This is a genomic window from Shewanella colwelliana ATCC 39565, assembly GCF_000518705.1.
GTDB classification, from domain to species: domain Bacteria; phylum Pseudomonadota; class Gammaproteobacteria; order Enterobacterales; family Shewanellaceae; genus Shewanella; species Shewanella colwelliana.
Map to the genome: position 1 here is coordinate 26,358 of NZ_KI912480.1, position 18,004 is coordinate 44,361.

Genomic DNA, 18,004 nt, shown 5'->3' on the forward strand with positions numbered 1-18,004 from the left:
GTGCGCTAAATCGACACAAGTTTACGAGCGAACAGACTCATTATTAAACATTGAGAGTGGCTTAAGCTTTTATCACTATCTCTATAGAAAATCATTAAGTCACTCTCTCTGATGCTCACTCTATCGGCAACTGACCGTTGCAGCCTCAACCTCAGGCGGCACTATGGCAATATTAGCGAGTCCGAGCGAAAGTTGCCCCTTAGTCTGCAAGGAAAAAGGTTTAATCACTCGGCTGAAATCAACACCTTTTTGTTCAAAGCAGCTAAGATCGACCGTGACAGTTGACCATACCTTTACTGGTAAACTTGCTAAAGTGCTTGATACGTCGATACTCGTTGAGCAACTCGGTTCACAGTCCATGCTCAATACAACCTTCTCGGTTTGTGGCTCGATTAACTGCACATCAAAGCTTAGTACAGACTGATTTTCGCTAAAGCCTCTTAAATCACGAGGAAAAGCACCAAAGATGGCAACGTTGCCCTGGCCACTACCGTTAAAGGTAAATAGTCGAGCATCCTCTTGTACCTTCTTGTCGATAGTGCGCGTATAGACCACCGAGTTTTGTTGAATCGTCTCTCTGATCGCTTGATTATCACCACCAGCTCCAATCCCCATAATCCAAGGTTTAACCACTGTTCGCTCAAATAACCTTAACGCTGCCAACTCATGATGATCACGCTGCACGGTTTCAGGTAAATCATTAGCTAGCTGACCAGCCTCGCCCGCATGCAAGCCAAAGCCGTAGGGCAGCAATGGCTGATAATCAGTATCAAAACGGTTCACCGCAGTTTGATTTGCGTGCGCTGGCCATGAGAAAGAAAGCTTGCCTGTAAAGTCGTGTTGTACCTTATCCTGCGCGTCTCGCAGCAGTACTTGCGCGATACCATCGCCCTCTGACCCCGGTAACCAAGCCGCCACAAAGGCGTCTGATGCATTCAGTTCAGGGTTGACCCACATTGGTCGGCCACTAATAAACACTGAGACCACAGGGATACCTTGAGACTTCAACGATTGAAGCAGCGCTAAATCACGTTTATCACCTCGTTGATATTCCAAGTCGTCGAGATCGCCATTACCCTCGGCGTATGGCTCTTCACCAAAAACAACAATGGCTACATCGGGTCTACTGTTGAAACGACCATCTTGGCTTAACTCAATTTCCCCTCCGGCAGCAACCACTTGCTCAGCCAATCCCGCATAGATCGAACGACCACCAGGAAAGTCAGCATTGGTGTTGTTTGTCCCTTGCCAAGTGATCGTCCAGCCACCTGATTGTTTGCCGATATTGTCGGCCGCATCGCCAGTCACTAATATTTTTTGCTTAGGCGATAGAGGTAAAATTCCCTGAGTATTTTTTAATAGCACCAGTGACTCTCTCACCGCTTGCCTAGCAATATCTCTATGTGCTTTTGAACCAATCAACTGCGTTTTACCCGCAAGTGGACGGTTCTTTGGACTTGGTTTCTCAAATAAGCCTGCACGTAGCTTTACCCGTAATATCCGACTAACCGCGTCGTCAATACGACTCATAGGGATCTCACCTGATTTAGCCTGAGCTAAGGTATTTTCATATAAGGGTTTCCACGCTGAGGTGGGTACCATATAGATATCAAGTCCTGCATTCGCCGCACGAGCACAGCTTTCATTGCTACAGCCATCAACTTGTCCGTGGCCATTCCAATCACCAACCACTAAACCATCAAATCCCATCTGCTGTTTTAACACTTGTGTCATGAGGTACTCGTCACCGTGGATTTTCTCACCGTTCCAGCTGTTAAATGACGCCATCACAGTTTGGGCACCAGCCGTTAACCCACCAACATAGCCCTGAGCATGAAGTTCAAATAATGCCTGCTCAGAGGCGGTGTTATCGCCCTGATCGACTCCACCTTCTGTGCCACCATCGCCAAGAAAATGCTTCACCGTCGAGATGACATGTTGTTCATCTAGAAAGGTCTCACCGACCTTGCCCTGCAGTCCGGTTACAATAGCGGCAGAGTAAGCTTTCACTATGTCAGGATCTTCCGAATACCCTTCATAGGTTCGCCCCCATCGGTCGTCACGCACCACAGCAACCGTTGGTGCAAAAACCCAGTCAATCCCCGTGACCATCACTTCCCTTGCTGTGACTGCAGCCACCTGCTCTATTAACTGCGGATTATTAGCAGCGCCTAGCCCAATATTATGTGGAAACAAGGTCGCACCGATCACGTTATTGTGACCATGTACGGCATCAGTCCCCCACATTGTTGGAATACTAGAACCGTCTAGCGAATCATCAACAGAAGCTTGATACATGGACTCAGCCAAAGCTATCCAATCGGCAGGCGTGGCATGCTTATCATTATTCGGAAACGCCCCGCCACCATTAAGGTAAGAACCAAAGCCATAACGACGCATGTCTTCGACGGTAATATCTCTAATCTCAGGTTGGATCATCTGGGCAATTTTTTGCTCTAAAGTCATCTGCTGCAACATTGTGGTGACGCGTTGCTCAATGTCACTTTTTTTACCCAAAGGCAAGCTAAGTTTCGGCCAAATGAGGCTAGCATCACGTGACAGACTGTCCCCAATAGATACAACACTGTCGTTATCGGAAACGGCATTAATATTGTCAGTTGAACACGCTGACACCGCGACAGCGAGAGTCAACGGCAACGCAATTTTTGAACCATGAAACATATGAAAAGTCCTTAATTGTCTTTATTTAATCAACCAATTAAACGGCTGGGTAGCTGCCTTTAACGCCATAAAAAACAATATAGCTGTAGCAAAGCACGGGAAGAATAAAGGCGACCTGAATACCTAGACTATCGGCCATAACACCTTGTAAAAGAGGGACAATTGCGCCACCAACAATAGCTAGGCATAACCAGCCAGATCCTTGAGAGGTGTGCGGGCCTAACTTTTGCAGCGCCAAACTAAAGATAGTTGGGAACATAATAGAATTAAATAAGCCCACTGCAAGAATCGACCACATCGCTATTTGTCCACTACTTACCATCGCCAAGGTTACCAGTAAGCCTGCCACCAAAGCATTGAACCCAAGTACCTTGCCTGCTGCAATTTTTTGCATCACTGCAGAGCCTACAAAGCGCCCAATCATTGCCCCGCCCCAATAATAGGTTATATATTTAGCAGCATCGGCTTCCTCTAGCCCAGCGATATGAGGTTCTCCAAGAAAATTAACTAAGAAGCTACCGATTGACACCTCTGCACCAACATAAAGAAAAATCGCGACGGTGCCCATTGCCAAATGACGATGCTGTAACGCACTGGTTTTCCCTAAATGCTCTACCATATCCCTGTCATCACCACTGGCGTGCTCCGCTATAACGGGTAATTTCAACTGATAAAAAATAACGGCCAGCATCGCTAGCATGGCAGACAACATTAGATATGGCAGCTTTACCTGCTCAGCTTCAGCTTGTGCATGGCTTAAATCACTGCCTGCACCCGCGGCCACGGAGAGAATTAACACAGCACCAAAATAGGGAGCGACAGTCGTACCCAATGCATTAAATGCTTGCGTCAAATTTAATCGGCTTGAAGCGGTCTCAGCACTTCCTAGGGCGTTGACATAAGGGTTGGCCGCCACTTGTAATACGGTGATTCCAGATGCCAACACGAATAAAGCCGCTAAAAACAGACTATAAATAGCTTGGTCAGCAGCGGGATAAAAAAGCGCACACCCTGCGCTAGCGATAAGTAACCCCGTCACAATACCTTTTTGATAACCCAGTTTTTTTACCATCTTCCCCGCAGGAATCGACACTAAAAAGTAGGCGCCAAAGAAGCAGAACTGTATTAGCATCGCTTCGGTATAACTCAATGAAAAAACAGCTTTAAGGTGAGGAATGAGAATATCATTTAAACAGGTAATGAATCCCCACATAAAAAATAGAGATGTTAAAGAAACCAGCGCAAATCGATGCCCCTCCCCCTTGCTTGCAGCCAACCCTGCACGACTATCCGACATCATTGGTGAACCAGCCATAATTACCTCTATTTCATTATTATTGTTAAACGACACCGACTCTTTCCTAAGAACAAAGGCTTACTTACCACTACAGTTGCATTGATGATTCATACATCGTCCTAATAAATTGACCTTTATTATTTTAGGTTTTAGCCACATGTAAGCGCTTTCATTTATAACATAATAACAACGAAACACAACCATGGCGACAACATTTGTGTAAGCGCTTACAGAATGGTGGTATGATGACCAAACCGATGAGTATTTAGTCCCATAGTCAACGCCAAATACCATCATGGCGATACAGTATTTTAAGTTACTAATCGCTTTGGCTAAGCAACTAATTGTGTCGGTGCTTATGAGTCCATGTGCTATCGGCACCAACAAAAAAAGAATTTTTTAAGGGATTGATATAGATTGTTATGAACATTTTGCTGCCAGATAACTCACCTATGTTAACACCAGAATTTACCTATGGTGTTGCAACCGCTTCTTTTCAAATAGAGGGGGCCGCACACAATCGTCTTCCCTCCATTTGGGATACATTTTGCAATACCCCTAATAAGATTCGTGATGGTTCAAATGGCGAAATAGCATGTAACCATTTTCATCTATGGCAGCAAGATATCGATCTGATTGATTCACTAGAAGTTGATGCCTATCGCCTATCGATCTCTTGGCCGCGAGTGATGACCCTATCCGGTGAACTCAATCCAAGCGGGGTCGATTTCTATATACAGATACTCGATAGGTTGATCGCCAAAGGCATTAAACCTTACATCACACTTTATCATTGGGATCTGCCCCAGTACTTAGAAGACCGTGGTGGCTGGCTAAACCGGGATACCGCTTTTCAGTTTCAACACTACGCTAATCTTATCTCTAAGGCTTTTGGCGATAGAGTCTTTGCCTATGCAACCTTAAACGAGCCATTTTGCAGTGCCTATTTAGGCTATGAAGCAGGTATTCATGCCCCAGGTATTCAAGGTAAGCAATTCGGTAAAAAAGCCGCGCACCACCTGTTGTTAGCCCATGGTTTAGCACTAGAGGTATTACGAAAAAATGCCCCAAATGCCCAACATGGCATAGTATTAAATTTTACCCCTTGTTATGCAGAAACTGACAACCTCAAAGATAGAGAAGCGGCCAAACTGGCTGATGATCATTTTAATCAGTGGTATATCAAGCCTATTTTCGATGGTGCCTACCCAGATCTACTTGCCGCACTACCTTCAGATGAATGCCCCGACATCCAAGAGGGTGACTTGGCAATCATTTCAGCCCCAATCGATTACCTTGGTATTAACTTTTATACCCGCGCTATCTATCGCAGCGACCCGCTGGCAGGGTTTCAAGATGTGCCGCCAAAGGATGTGCCTGTTACTGATATGGGGTGGGAGATCTACCCTAAGGCTTTTAGCGACCTACTGATCTCTCTTAACCAAAAATACCGCCTACCGCCAATATTTATCACCGAGAATGGCGCGGCCATGGTTGATAAACTGGTTGATGGTAAAGTCAATGATGATGAAAGAGTCGCTTATTACAATGACCACCTTAATGCCGTCAATAACGCCATTAGCGCCGGCGTTGATATTCGCGGCTATTTTGCCTGGAGCCTAATGGACAACTTTGAGTGGGCTGAAGGCTACCTGAAACGATTTGGTATCGTTTACGTTGATTACAACACCCAAGAAAGAATAATCAAAGCCAGTGGCAATGCATATAAGGCACTGATTAGTAATAGATAAAAATAAGTCACCATCCATGGATAACGAGAATCGACAACGATTAAGGCCGTTCTTTGAGATATCGCTTCGCTGTGTGGTGCACAATTTGTCCGCTTCTATGAAGAGAGCATGCCGTTTCAAACAAAAATGAGTGAAAGCTTTCAACCCAGCACAGATAACATGGAGTCAGCCCTATCATGAACAATAATAAAAAATATCGTGTAAGCAGGGGTAATGTAAGATGTCAGTGATCGCTATAAAAGAAAAAATTGCATATGGTTTAGGTGACACCGCAAGCAATATCATTTTTCAAACCGTAATGATGTTTCTCCTCATTTTTTATACTGATGTCGTTGGTCTATCGCCTGCAACGGTCGGAACCCTGTTTTTGGTTGTCAGAGTATTTGATGCTATCACAGATCCATTAATGGGCTCTCTTGCCGACAGAACACATACTCGTTGGGGGCAGTTTCGCCCCTATCTACTCTGGTTAGCTATCCCCTTTGGGCTTATCAGTGTGTTGGCCTTTACTACACCAGACCTTAGTGACACTAGTAAACTCATTTTTGCCTTTGTTACTTACACGCTATTGATGATTGCCTACACTGCCATCAACATCCCCTATTGCGCCTTAGGTGGGGTACTCACCGCAAATCCTAAAGAGCGTGTCTCGATTCAATCTTACCGCTTTGTCTGTGCCATGCTTGGTGGCGTCATCGTAGCATCATGTACCATGCCACTGGTGGAATGGTTTGGTAATGGCGATACAGCAAAAGGTTATCAACTCACCATGGCCGCGATGAGTTTAGGTGGTGTGGTCTTATTTCTGCTCTGTTTTGCTGGAACCAAAGAACGAGTTCACACCAATAAAACCCAGAAAACACCATTTTTAGAGGGGGTACGCCACCTCTGGAATAACGACCAAGCTCGTTTATTGTGCATGTCAGGTCTATTCTTATTAACTGGCCAGGTATTGAGGATCACATTAGCTGTTTATTATGTGAAGTACTTTTTACAGCGCGAAGATTTAATTACAGCCTTTATGACCACAGGTATGGTGGGCAGTATGTTAGGCTGTGCGCTCGCACAAAAATTGGCACAACATATCTGTAAAGTTAAGGCCTATATTGGGTTGCAGATCATTGCCGCCATCATCTGTGCAGTGAGCTTTTTCATTCAGGCAGAGCAAATAATCATTGCCTTCGTCGCCTTCTTCCTTTGGAAGTTTTTCCTTGGTATGGCCAGCCCATTACTTTGGGCGAAAATGGCTGATACAATTGACTATGGTCAGTGGAAAACCGGGACCCGTGTGACCGGCATGGTTTATTCTACGGTGATATTTTTTATTAAATTGGGCATTGCACTCGGTGGTGCTATCGCAGGGTGGGCATTAGCGTATTACGGCTATGTTTCTGACGCCGCGCAAACTAACACCACTAAAGAGGGGATCTTACTCTCATTTACTCTCTATCCGGCTATCGGCTCACTCATTGTCGCAGGTATCATGCGCTGGTATATTTTGGACGACAACCGAGTCGCACAAATACAACAGGAGTTACAACCTGCTACCAACTGATTTGGTTTTCCTTTTGGTAGCAATGTAAAGGATTTTTATGGCAACAATTTATGATGTATCAGTGCTCGCAGGCGTCTCTCTCGCCACCGTCTCAAGGGTGATGAACAAAAATGCCAAGGTAAGCGAAAAAACAGCCCAAAAGGTGCAGGATGCAATGAAGCAGTTAGGCTACCGCCCTAACGCTATTGCACAATCCCTGGCTTCTAATCGCTCTAATAGTGTTGGTATCTTAGTTTCTGAGCTACATGGCCCTTTTTATGGTTCTATGATGAGTGGCATTGAAGCGGAATTAAGAACCGCTGAAAAACACGTCATTATCGCGGCAGGCCACAGCGAAGAAGCATTAGAAAAAGAAGGGATTGAGTTTCTCATTAGCCGCAGATGTGATGCGCTCATTTTGCACGTTGAAGCCGTGTCTGATGAGTACTTAGTTGAACTGGTTAAGGGTGATATCCCTATCGTGCTCATCAATCGCTACATCGCAGAAATTGCCGATCATTGTATTAGCCTCAATAACGAACTCGGTGGTTACTACGCCACTAAAGCCCTGTTAGAACAGGGTCACAGGCAGTTTGCTTATATATCTGGCCCTTCATGGAAAATGGATGCTCAAGAGCGTTTAAAAGGCCACCAACGCGCCCTAAAAGAGTTTAATGTCTCCTACAATGACGCATTAACCTATGAAGGTGACTATCAAGAAACCAGTGGCAGCCAAGGAACCAGCTACCTGCTTGAACAATCTCGACCTTTCACCGCACTCGTCTGTGCCAACGATGAGATGGCATTGGGAGCCATGACGGTGCTGCGAGAGAAAGGTATCAGGGTTCCTGATGACATCTCGCTTATGGGATTTGACAACATCTTTTTTTCGCAATTTATTCATCCTAAGTTGTCGACAGTGGATTACCCGATCAAACAGATGGGCAAGATGGCCGCGTGCTGGACACTGAAACACACCTTTAACCAAGCCGAGCATGATATCACTCATATCTTTACCCCAAGCGTAGTGATTCGAGATTCTACTCAAGCCGTCTAATCGCAGCCCTAAATAGGTTATCGGCTATAAATAGGCTAGCGGTTAAATGTTAGATAAGTGCAGAAAGCCTAACAAAATAGTGGAACAGAGATAAACAGCGGACAAGGGCTTAAATGTATAGGCTAGCTTTCAGCCTTAACACTCGCAGCCAATAATACAAAAGCTAAGCGGTAAAATGTGCAACACAAGAGTTATGGACAGGGATGTTCAGCAAGACAGGATAAAAGCCTAACATTAAAAAATTTGCTGCCCACTTTCCGTGTCAAACAGCATATCCAAAACTTTGGCTAATCTGATGGGGTCACCTTTGCAGCCTTCCGTAAAGAAACACCACCTAAATACCAAGATGCGACCTTAATTAACATCTCGACAACTAGAGTATATGCCTATCGCCAACAAAATGAAAGCGCTTACAATCGGTTTTACTTCCCCACATCAAGGACAACAAAGTAGCCTAAAACCTGACCCTAAACTCTCATTCAGCGCTAACCGTTTTCAACAAGAATATCTGACCAATAATGAAACTGAACATAGAGGCAACAGAGTAGAAACACACCTCCACTTCTTAGCGCAAGCCGCGCAGTAACGTGACGCTAATTCATAAGCTTAAGTCATCACCTTGGTAGATGTTCTCCAATACGGTCGTGCAGCAAATCGCCTACAAGCCTATTTCGTTCTCAGTTTGTTACTGCCAGCCTTGCTCACAACTTAACATATAACCCTATCCCACAGGATTACAACCAATATCAAACCCAATAAAAACAAGCTAATAACAAACACCAGCGCTTCAGTCGCTATGACACTTATAGCCTTGTTATCTCGCCCAATGTCGCTAAAATGCGCGGCATAAATCGTTAAGGGAATATCATGAAAAAATACTTACTCGCTGGAATGATGATACTCAGCATTAGCTCAGCACAAGCTGCGTGGTGGGTTGAGCCCACAGACTTACCGCTGCGTGCAGACATCCAACTACTTGCGGATACTGGAATTATTTTGCAACCTGTTACCACCTTTCCGTTGATGTGGGCAGGACTCAAGCAAGATCTCGATAACGCCGATATTGCGTCACTGTCACGTATTCAAGCGGATGCCTTCAATAGAGTGATAAGTGCTTATGACAATGACCATCAGGCCGTTAGCACCCACGTAAAACTCGCCGCGGCAACTGATACAGCTCGCTTCTTAGGCTTTGGTCACGACTATCGCGATAAAGCAGAAGCCGAAATCAGTGTCGATGTCACCCAATCTTGGTTTAGTGGCCGCCTCTCTGGTAGTTATCATGCCGATCCACTCGATGGCAATCGCGCACGCCTCGATGACAGCTTTGCTGCGGTCATGTTAGGCAACTGGATAGTCAGTGCTGGTGCCCAGCAAAAGTATTGGGGACCCGGCTGGGACAGTGGTTTAATTCAGACCACCAATGCCCGGCCTATGCCTGGTATTACCTTCAGTCGCAACAACAGTTCAGCCTTCGAAACGCCTTGGCTTAATTGGGTTGGCCCTTGGACCTTTACCACCAGCTTTAGCCAGATGGAGAGCGATCGCTATGTTCCTGACACCAAACATTGGGGCGCACGTGGCACACTAAAACCTATCTCAAAACTGGAAGTGGGTTTTTCATGGACCATGCAATGGGGCGGTGAAGGTTATGGCAACAGTTTAAGTGACTGGTGGGATGGACTCTTTAACGGTGGCCAAACTGAAAGCGAAATCGAAAACGGCCAAGAGAATATGCTCGCTGGCTATGATTTGCGTTGGTCAGATACTGCATTTGGCATTCCTTACGGCATCTACTTTGAGCGCATTCACGAAGACTATCATAACGGTAAAAACAAGCTTATTAATGCGGCCAATATGGGCGGTATCGACTTTGTATTAAGTGACCTCAATACTCGAGTTTTCATCGAATACTCAGATACCAAGGTGTCTTGCGGCCTCGACTCACAAGTCTATAACTGTTTGTATGAGCATGGTTTTTACAAAAGCGGCTACCGTTACTACGGTAAAAGTTTAGGTAGCACCTATGACAATGACTCTGAAACACTGGTCATCGGCGGTATCACTCAGCTCGGAAATGGCCAAAGCATCACCAACAAATTCCGTTGGCTGCGTCTTAACACAGATGGAAGAGACACTGGTAACCCAGAGGGCGGCAATCCTGTCTCGCCGGGCGAATACGAACGTGTATATCAGTTTGACACCAGCTACCACAGACCGCTTTATCAAGGCACACTAAAGATGGGCGGCACACTAGGCTACAGCCAGTATGTCCATCAAGGCGGTAATGACTGGGATACCAGCGTCTATGCAAGCTGGGAGCGCAGCTTCTAGCTGGCCCGTAGTAGCGAAAAGCCCTGATTCATCGTTGATTCAGGGCTTTTTCTTTACAGCTATTTTAATATTTTAACTCAAGCCCTTTACGGTGTTTGAGCTGTTCTCATTTTATCAGGTATGTTTTAACCACTAAGCCAAATAGCCCCCTAGCACTGACTTGCTAGAAAGACTTGAGAGCAATAAGCAGAAAAAAACGCTGAGTAGTCTCTCAGCGTTTTTATTGTGTATCTCTTTATAAACGACCTACATTAGGCGTTAAAAAGATACTCTTGCCCCTAATGCGTAACGGCTACCGTACTGATTAGCAAATAGGAACTGCTCTTCAAACCGACCATAGCCCTGCTCAACTTCATTGTTAAGGTTGATGCCTTCAAGAAATACCGTTAAGTACTCGTTGACATCGTAGTTGATGCTCGCATCAAGTTGACCAAAGTCCTTGGCATATTGTGGCGGCGCATCGGCAGACCCCTGAGATTGTCCTACGCCAATCAGATAGCTATCACGCCAAGCATAGGTAAATTTCACCGATAACCCATCCTTCTCATAGAAGGCTTGAAAGTTGGCTGAATTACCCAGGCCTTCCAGCGGTTGCTGTTGTGCAAGGCTGTAGGGGTCAAACTCAACATCGCCTTCGACAAGTGTGCCATTGACGCCTAGACCAAAGCCCGATTCACCAAATACATGTTGAAACGCTAACTCAATCCCCTGTACTGACTTTTTGTTACTGTTTACAGGGCTTGTTAGGTCCCAAACGATTAACGGATCTGAGTCTAGCGGCGCAATCTGGCCATCTGCATTACCATATCCATTGGCAATCATTTGCTCGAAAATGGTATTTTCATTAACGGCAGTGCCTGCCGTCTCAAGCTGTGACACAGCTTCAAGATAACGCGGACTGTTGTAGACATCATGCAAACCATCGATCGTCGTTTGCGATGTCGAGCGTGAAACGAAGTTATCTACATCCTTGTGGAATAAACCAATCGCCGCATAACTGGCATCAGCATAGTAGTATTCCAAGGATAGATCTAAGTTAAACGATTCCAAAGGCAGTAGACCAGGATTACCACTTCCCCCGCGACGCGCACCAATTTTGGGGCTACCACTTAAGCTTCTGCCAGCCACCATGTCACCCAGCAATGGGCGGGCAATGGTTTTACCTGCTGAAAAACGCACCACAACGTCTTCCACCACTTCCGCATCAATGTCTAACATTGGTAGCCAAACATCATAATCGCCAGTTTGAGTAAGATAGTTATCATCTCCCCCATCGACATATTTCATGATCCACTCTGTAGGGCTTGCCCAAACGACTTGCTCTTCAACTCGTTGTTTAACCGTGCTTGAGGTATCTGTTTGCTCATATCTCAGGCCCAGATTAACGTTCACAGCGACATCACCAATGTCAAACCCCCATTGAGTGGTTAGATACAATGCAAGCGTCTCTTCTTCCACTAGGCTTGAGCTGTCAATACCGTCAATGTAAGGGTCGATTGAGTAATAGTTATCGCCAGCGATGTCTGGGGTAATATAAGCCAGCTGGCGTGCAATGGCTTCGTCAAAGCTAAAGGTATAATAGTAATCAGGGTTTATGCTGCTTCCACCGCCGCCGAGGGCGTCCAACAATCCAGAAGCATCATGTGCCTGAAACATACCATCAGGGAAGATCTCAGTGTAAGACGGATTAAAGCCTGGGCCGCCACGCAAACCACTCCACGCGGTTGTCCCCGACATTGACTGCTTAGTGTAAGACGCGCCGAAATCCACTTTCACGAGAGCATCATAAAACTCAGGATACCAGTTGGTATTAAACTGCGCCTGCTGAATATCACTTTCACCTGGAGAGTGGATAAACTGACTAAAGTTAGAGTCGATCTCACCTGGAGAGAGCTGATTAGTCCCATTTTTCCAGTTGATCAGGTAATTAGGGATGTCACCAGTACGGTAATCGTAAACCTTTGAGGTTAGCTGATCTGACCCCAAAATGATTTGAGCTGCACTGCCCAGCCCTTTATCGGCTCCGTTATCAATCTTATTCGATGAATCGTGATAGTCGAAGGTAAAGCGCCAATATTCATTCGCACTCCAATCGAGATTTAAGCCAATACTATCTGCTCTAACTTCAGTGGTATTGCGTTCGGCTGTAAATGATCCATCGCCACCACGGATCTCTGAATAAACACCAGTGCCGTTCTCGTCAATTTCATAACCAATGAGCGGCGAGCCATCGGTTGAAGAGTTCCATATCCCCCAGCCAAAGCCATTCGTCGCCGTTAGCGCTCGGGTTCCCATATAATCAGCTGTTATCACTAAACTGTCGATAGGACTATATTGCAATGACACCATGCCATTGGTGCGCTCGCGTTCTACATCACTGATGCTGAAGTTCAAGTCCCTTGGCATAAAAAATGGCGCAATGGCATTGCCATCGGCATCTTTAAAGTTGGCAATAGGGTTACCGTCTGCATCTTTCTCGCGATGATCTAGCCCTTGTTGCCCAGCGAGAATAGGTAAACGACTGTTGTCTGTTTGAGCGACCCACCCCTGAACATTGGCAGTCTGCTGACGGAAATCTCTTTCCTGTTGTGATACTGACACCATGATGCCGAAGTCATCATCGAGAAAGGTGTTGTTGTAAATGGCCGCGACTTCAGGGGTAATATCATCGCCCTGCTCATTGGACTCGTCATAGATCCCTTTAGCAGACAGGTTAAACGATTGCCCCGGATTATCTAACGGTTTTTGGGTGATGATGTTTACCGTAGCACCAAGGCCACCTGTCGGCGTTTCTGCACGTGCAGTTTTGACGACTTCAAGGGTTTTAACCCCTTCTGATGACAGGTTCTCTAAATTATATGATCGCGTGTAACCTGTGCCGGGCATCTGTCGGCCGTTAACGGTGATCAAGTTGTATTCAGGGCCAAAACCACGCACAGTGATCTGACTTCCTTCACCATTTGCACGGCTTACGGTCACGCCCGTGATACGTTGCAGTGACTCAGCTAGGTTGGTATCTGGAAATTTACCAAGCTCCTCAGAAGATATCGCATCCACCACGCCATTTGAACCACGCTTAATATCCATAGAGCGATAAAGACTTCCCCTTATCCCCCGGACTTCAATCACTTCGATCGTTGGTTCATCAACCGCGGGAGCTTCTTCTGCGGCAAATGTATTGGGGACCATCGCCACCCCCATAACAGCGGCCAACGCGGCCGACAATCTATTGAGTCTGAATTTTTGTTCGCGCATAGTTGCCTCATTATTCTTTGAATTGAAACAGTCTTATTTCACTGGTTTTATTTGATTAAGCACCGCCACCAAAATCAATCAAGGTGGCGGTATCAGCACACATATATCAAGGCGTACCTATGATGGCGTTATCAAGTCTGAACACCGCTCCATCTCCTGTGCCCCAAGAGGGGAAGACCATCAAGACATCAATTGCACTGGCATCAAGTCCAGCATCCGCTAACGTTTGAAGGGGAAAAGTGTACGTTTGCCATTCGCCAACGACTGGCTCAATCCCTTCAGCACTGTCTGATAAACTAAGTTCCACCGCACTGCTTGCATCGCCAGATTCAATCTTAAATTTCCATTCTGAACTCGGATCACTTGGCGAACTCACGACCTTCATGTCAAAGCGAACCATACCGGTAGGCACGGCAGCACTGGCATCGTAATAAACCCCATCGTCCGCGAGGAAGCCAACAACGGTTGGTTGTTCGCCAATCACATACTCTGCTACAGCACCATGATCATTGTCATCAGAGACAACCGCAGGAGTACTGCCCGAACAGCAATCCCAAATCGACCAAGCATCGGCAATTTGGTCAACAAAAAGCGTAAGTCCATCTAAAGCAGGGCCTTCTGCACCGGGCTGAGAGATTTTTACATTATCGATACGATAAACTGCGCCCTCACCCTGGCCCCATGCAGGAAATATCATCAACACATCAATCGCACTGATATCGAGACCCGCAGCAGAAAGATCTGCTAAAGAGAAGCTGAAGGTTTGCCACTCGGCTGTTGGCGCCACTCCTTCAACACTGGCTGTTAGTGCCACTTCAGCAGCCGAATCACCGTTATTGGATTCCACCTTAAACAACCAAGGTGCATCTGGTGTAGTTGGCGCATTGACCACCTTAAGGTCAAACTGAATCAAACCTTTCTCAAAGATAGCGCTCGCATCAAACGTTGCCCCAGAACCCCCAAACTCAGTGCGATTAATATACCCCATCACTGTAGGTTCGCTACCAATGGTGAACTCAGATACGATTCCATGTTCCGCATCATCAGAGACCACGGTAGGCGTTGAGCCACCACAGCAATCCCACATTGGCCAGTCAGGGTTTTCATTATCAGCAAAGATAACGACAGAAGGCAGTGTTGTATTAGGACGGGCGATCTTAACTTCATCCATAAGGTACTCGGCGCCATTGCCACTTCCCCATGCAGGGAACACCATCACCACATCGATAGCTGATAGATCTAGCCCTTTAGACGCTAACAAGGAGAGAGGAAAACTATAAGTTTGCCATTGGCCTACTGTAGGTAGGACACCTTCGGTGCTATCAGTAATGGGCACTTCCACCGCCGTCGCACCTTCATTACTTTCCAATTTCACCGACCAAGTGACATCAGGTGCAGCCGGAGCACTGACCAACTTCATGGCAAAACTCAGCACACCAGTAGACTCTATCGGTGAGGCATCAAATGGACTTGGAACACCTTCAGGATCGGTAATAAATGCAGAGCGACTGATAAACCCATTAACCGTTGGGCTTTCGCCCACCACAAAGCGATAAACATCACCTTTGTCCGCATCGGCGACTAAATCAGGCGTTGAGCCACCACAACAATCCCACGCTGCCCAGTTTGGATTTGGCATACTGTCAAAAATAAGTAGATCTTTTGCCACGCCATCAGATGGAGGCGTTGGCGCGGGCGCTTTCCCCTCAACGAGGGCATCATCAAGCTTATCGTAACCAGGACGGACAGTTTCACAACCTTTACCAGTATCAGGGTTAGCACTACATTGATAAACCCTAACATAATCAACTTGATATTTGTTTTCGCTGTTAAAGGCAGCCTCATCAATGCCGGTTTCATTTACATTGATTGGCCAGTTACCACCTACAGCAAAATTGAGCATTAAATGAAATTTTTCATCGAAGGGTTGATTACCCCAGGTTAAGTTCAAGTCACCTGTGGATTGATCAAAATATTCGGTAAACCACCCTTTATACGCTAAACCAACGGGTTGCTCTTTAGCGTTATATCTAAGCTCTGAGCGACGTTGAGTCGCATACAAGTAGTCATCAACATACCAGCGAATTTCACCTCGCTGCCATTCAATTGCATAGGTATGAAAGTCATCTCCTGGGTTGATGTTGTCAGGCAGGGTATAGGCTTTGCCAGATTGCTCATTCTTAGGCCATTCACGACCATAATGAAGGGTGCCGTATACGTGGGCTTCAGGGTTACCTTCAGCATCTTTAGCTTTTAGGTTAACCGCTTCTACAATATCGATTTCGCCACTTCGTGGCCAAATACCGTAAACGTTGTCAGTGGGCAACATCCAAAATGCTGGCCAACTGCCCTGCCCAACTGGCAACTTGGCACGCATCTCTATGCGGCCATACAAAAAATCAGCCTTGCCTTTAGTAGAGAGTCTTGCTGAAGTGTAAGGCTTTTCTGCGCCTTCAACGGCTTTTAACGCTGCAATATTCAGCACACCATCTTCAATCCAAGAGTTCTCAGGCGCATCGGTGTAGCATTGTGCTTCTTGATTACCTCCCCCCGCGCAATCAATCTCATGAGTCCACTTAGCCGTATCAATATTACTCCCGCTAAACTCGTCACTCCATACCATTTCCCAGCCCGTAGCTGGCCCAGAAATATCCACATTATCCAAATTGGTGGAGGTATTTGTCTCTCCCCCACACCCCTGAATAGCCAACGCTATAATACCAAGGGATAAATATTTGGTCGTTCCAGAAACCTTTCTCATCACCGAAGCCCAACCCATTGTTTATTAACAAAATTATTCAGCTTAATATGTCGTATTTATTCTTAATTTTAACACCAACATGAAAAATGTAAGCGCTTACTTGAATCATACTAGTGACTAACTTGTAAAAAATCAACAGAATCTATGTTAACAACTCATTAAAAAACTCCCCAACCACGGTGGTAAGCAAAAGAGAATTAGACTAACGACTAATAAAGGCTTGAAATTGTGACGTTAAGAGAGAGGATGAATAGAATTAAATTAGGTGAAACCTTACACGCAACTTGAAGCTAACCTACAACAAAAAAGCCCTGACTTAATGATAGTCAGGGCTTTTTATTTATAGGGTGCTCAGAGCGCTACCGAAAATACCTTTAAGCTAACAGTGCCTCTAAGGTGTTAACCATTAGCTGTATCAAATCGTTTACGAAGCCATTTGAAAAATAACAAGTAACTTAAAAGGTGCTAACAACGGAGCACCTTAATTCATTAGTCCTTTGGCTTTGAGGTACTCAATGACTTGCATGGCACATTGCTGCACATCTTGGTTTGCAGTCTGAACATGGATCTCTGGCGACACAGGGACATCATAAGCCGAGTCGATACCAGTAAAATGCTTTATCTCACCTGCGCGCGCTTTCTTGTATAACCCCTTTGGATCACGTTGCTCACACACCTCAAGTGGTGTATCAACAAAGACTTCAATAAATGACTTGTCACCGAGTAATCCGCGCACCAACCCACGGTCAGCCGCAAAGGGGGAAATAAATGCCGTCGAGACTAATAGACCTGCATCGACAAACAGTTTAGCCACCTCACCGATACGGCGAATATTTTCGATTCTGTCACTATCTGAAAAGCCTAAGTCACCATTAAGCCCATGACGCACATTATCTCCGTCGAGCACATAGGTTTTAGCCCCTAAATCATGCAGCATTTTATCAACCGCATTAGCAACCGTAGATTTGCCTGAACCGCTTAAGCCTGTAAACCACAACACAGCGCCTTGATGGCCATTGGCCACAACACGGTCTTGATGCGAGACACTAGCAAGGTGCCACACAACATCGGTAGATTTATCCATTTCGCTGTCAATTTCTTTATAAGGCGATGCCTCAGTTTTCAATAACGATGTCATAAAGTATCCATAAGTTAATTCGAGCTACGAGCTACGAGCTACGAGCTACGAGCTACGAGCTACGAGCTACGAGCTACGCGATAGTAAAAATCCAATCAACAAACGACAACGGCTAATCTGTTGCATAACGGCTTTAATCATAGGCTCGTAGCCCGATGCCTTCTTTGCTCTGTCTTTAACTCGTAGCCCGATGCC

General features: G+C 45.8%; 9 protein-coding genes. 4 read left to right on the forward strand and 5 right to left on the reverse strand.

Annotated elements, in window-relative coordinates:
• Positions 1–120: 120 nt before the first annotated feature.
• Entirely contained in the window at positions 121–2,682 is a 2,562-nt protein-coding gene (locus L876_RS0118460; RefSeq protein WP_037429279.1) for a glycoside hydrolase family 3 protein, read from the reverse strand.
• Between the two features lie 37 nt (positions 2,683–2,719).
• Entirely contained in the window at positions 2,720–3,982 is a 1,263-nt protein-coding gene (locus L876_RS0118465) for a sugar MFS transporter (protein WP_248674665.1), read from the reverse strand.
• A gap of 419 nt (positions 3,983–4,401) precedes the next feature.
• Here L876_RS0118465 and L876_RS0118470 point away from each other — a divergent pair, with 419 nt between their 5' ends.
• The 4 genes from L876_RS0118470 to L876_RS0118490 all read left to right on the forward strand — a co-directional run bounded on the left by L876_RS0118470 (position 4,402) and on the right by L876_RS0118490 (position 10,655).
• Complete coding sequence (locus tag L876_RS0118470; protein ID WP_028765149.1) at positions 4,402–5,730, forward strand: GH1 family beta-glucosidase; 1,329 nt, start codon at positions 4,402–4,404, stop codon at positions 5,728–5,730.
• Between the two features lie 226 nt (positions 5,731–5,956).
• Entirely contained in the window at positions 5,957–7,285 is a 1,329-nt protein-coding gene (locus L876_RS0118475) for a glycoside-pentoside-hexuronide (GPH):cation symporter (RefSeq protein WP_028765150.1), read from the forward strand.
• A gap of 37 nt (positions 7,286–7,322) precedes the next feature.
• Positions 7,323–8,321 (forward strand): LacI family DNA-binding transcriptional regulator, encoded by a 999-nt coding sequence (locus L876_RS0118480; protein WP_028765151.1) that lies wholly within the window; start codon positions 7,323–7,325, stop codon positions 8,319–8,321.
• Positions 8,322–9,188: 867 nt separating this feature from the next.
• The gene (locus L876_RS0118490; protein WP_028765153.1) at positions 9,189–10,655 is read left to right on the forward strand and encodes a capsule assembly Wzi family protein; all 1,467 of its coding nucleotides are present in this window, start codon (positions 9,189–9,191) and stop codon (positions 10,653–10,655) included.
• 258 nt (positions 10,656–10,913) lie between these two features.
• Here the strand turns inward: L876_RS0118490 and L876_RS0118495 are convergent, their stop codons facing one another.
• The 3 genes from L876_RS0118495 to cysC form a co-directional block, all read right to left on the reverse strand.
• Positions 10,914–13,910 carry a TonB-dependent receptor gene (locus L876_RS0118495; protein WP_028765154.1) on the reverse strand — a complete coding sequence of 999 codons (2,997 nt, stop codon included), beginning with the start codon at positions 13,908–13,910 and terminating at the stop codon, positions 10,914–10,916.
• Between the two features lie 106 nt (positions 13,911–14,016).
• Positions 14,017–16,671: a glycoside hydrolase family 16 protein gene (locus L876_RS0118500; protein ID WP_028765155.1), complete on the reverse strand. Its 2,655-nt coding sequence runs from the start codon at positions 16,669–16,671 to the stop codon at positions 14,017–14,019.
• Between the two features lie 481 nt (positions 16,672–17,152).
• On the reverse strand, positions 17,153–17,809 hold the full coding sequence (cysC, locus tag L876_RS0118505; protein ID WP_028765156.1) for an adenylyl-sulfate kinase: 657 nt from the start codon (positions 17,807–17,809) through the stop codon (positions 17,153–17,155).
• Positions 17,810–18,004: the final 195 nt, after the last annotated feature.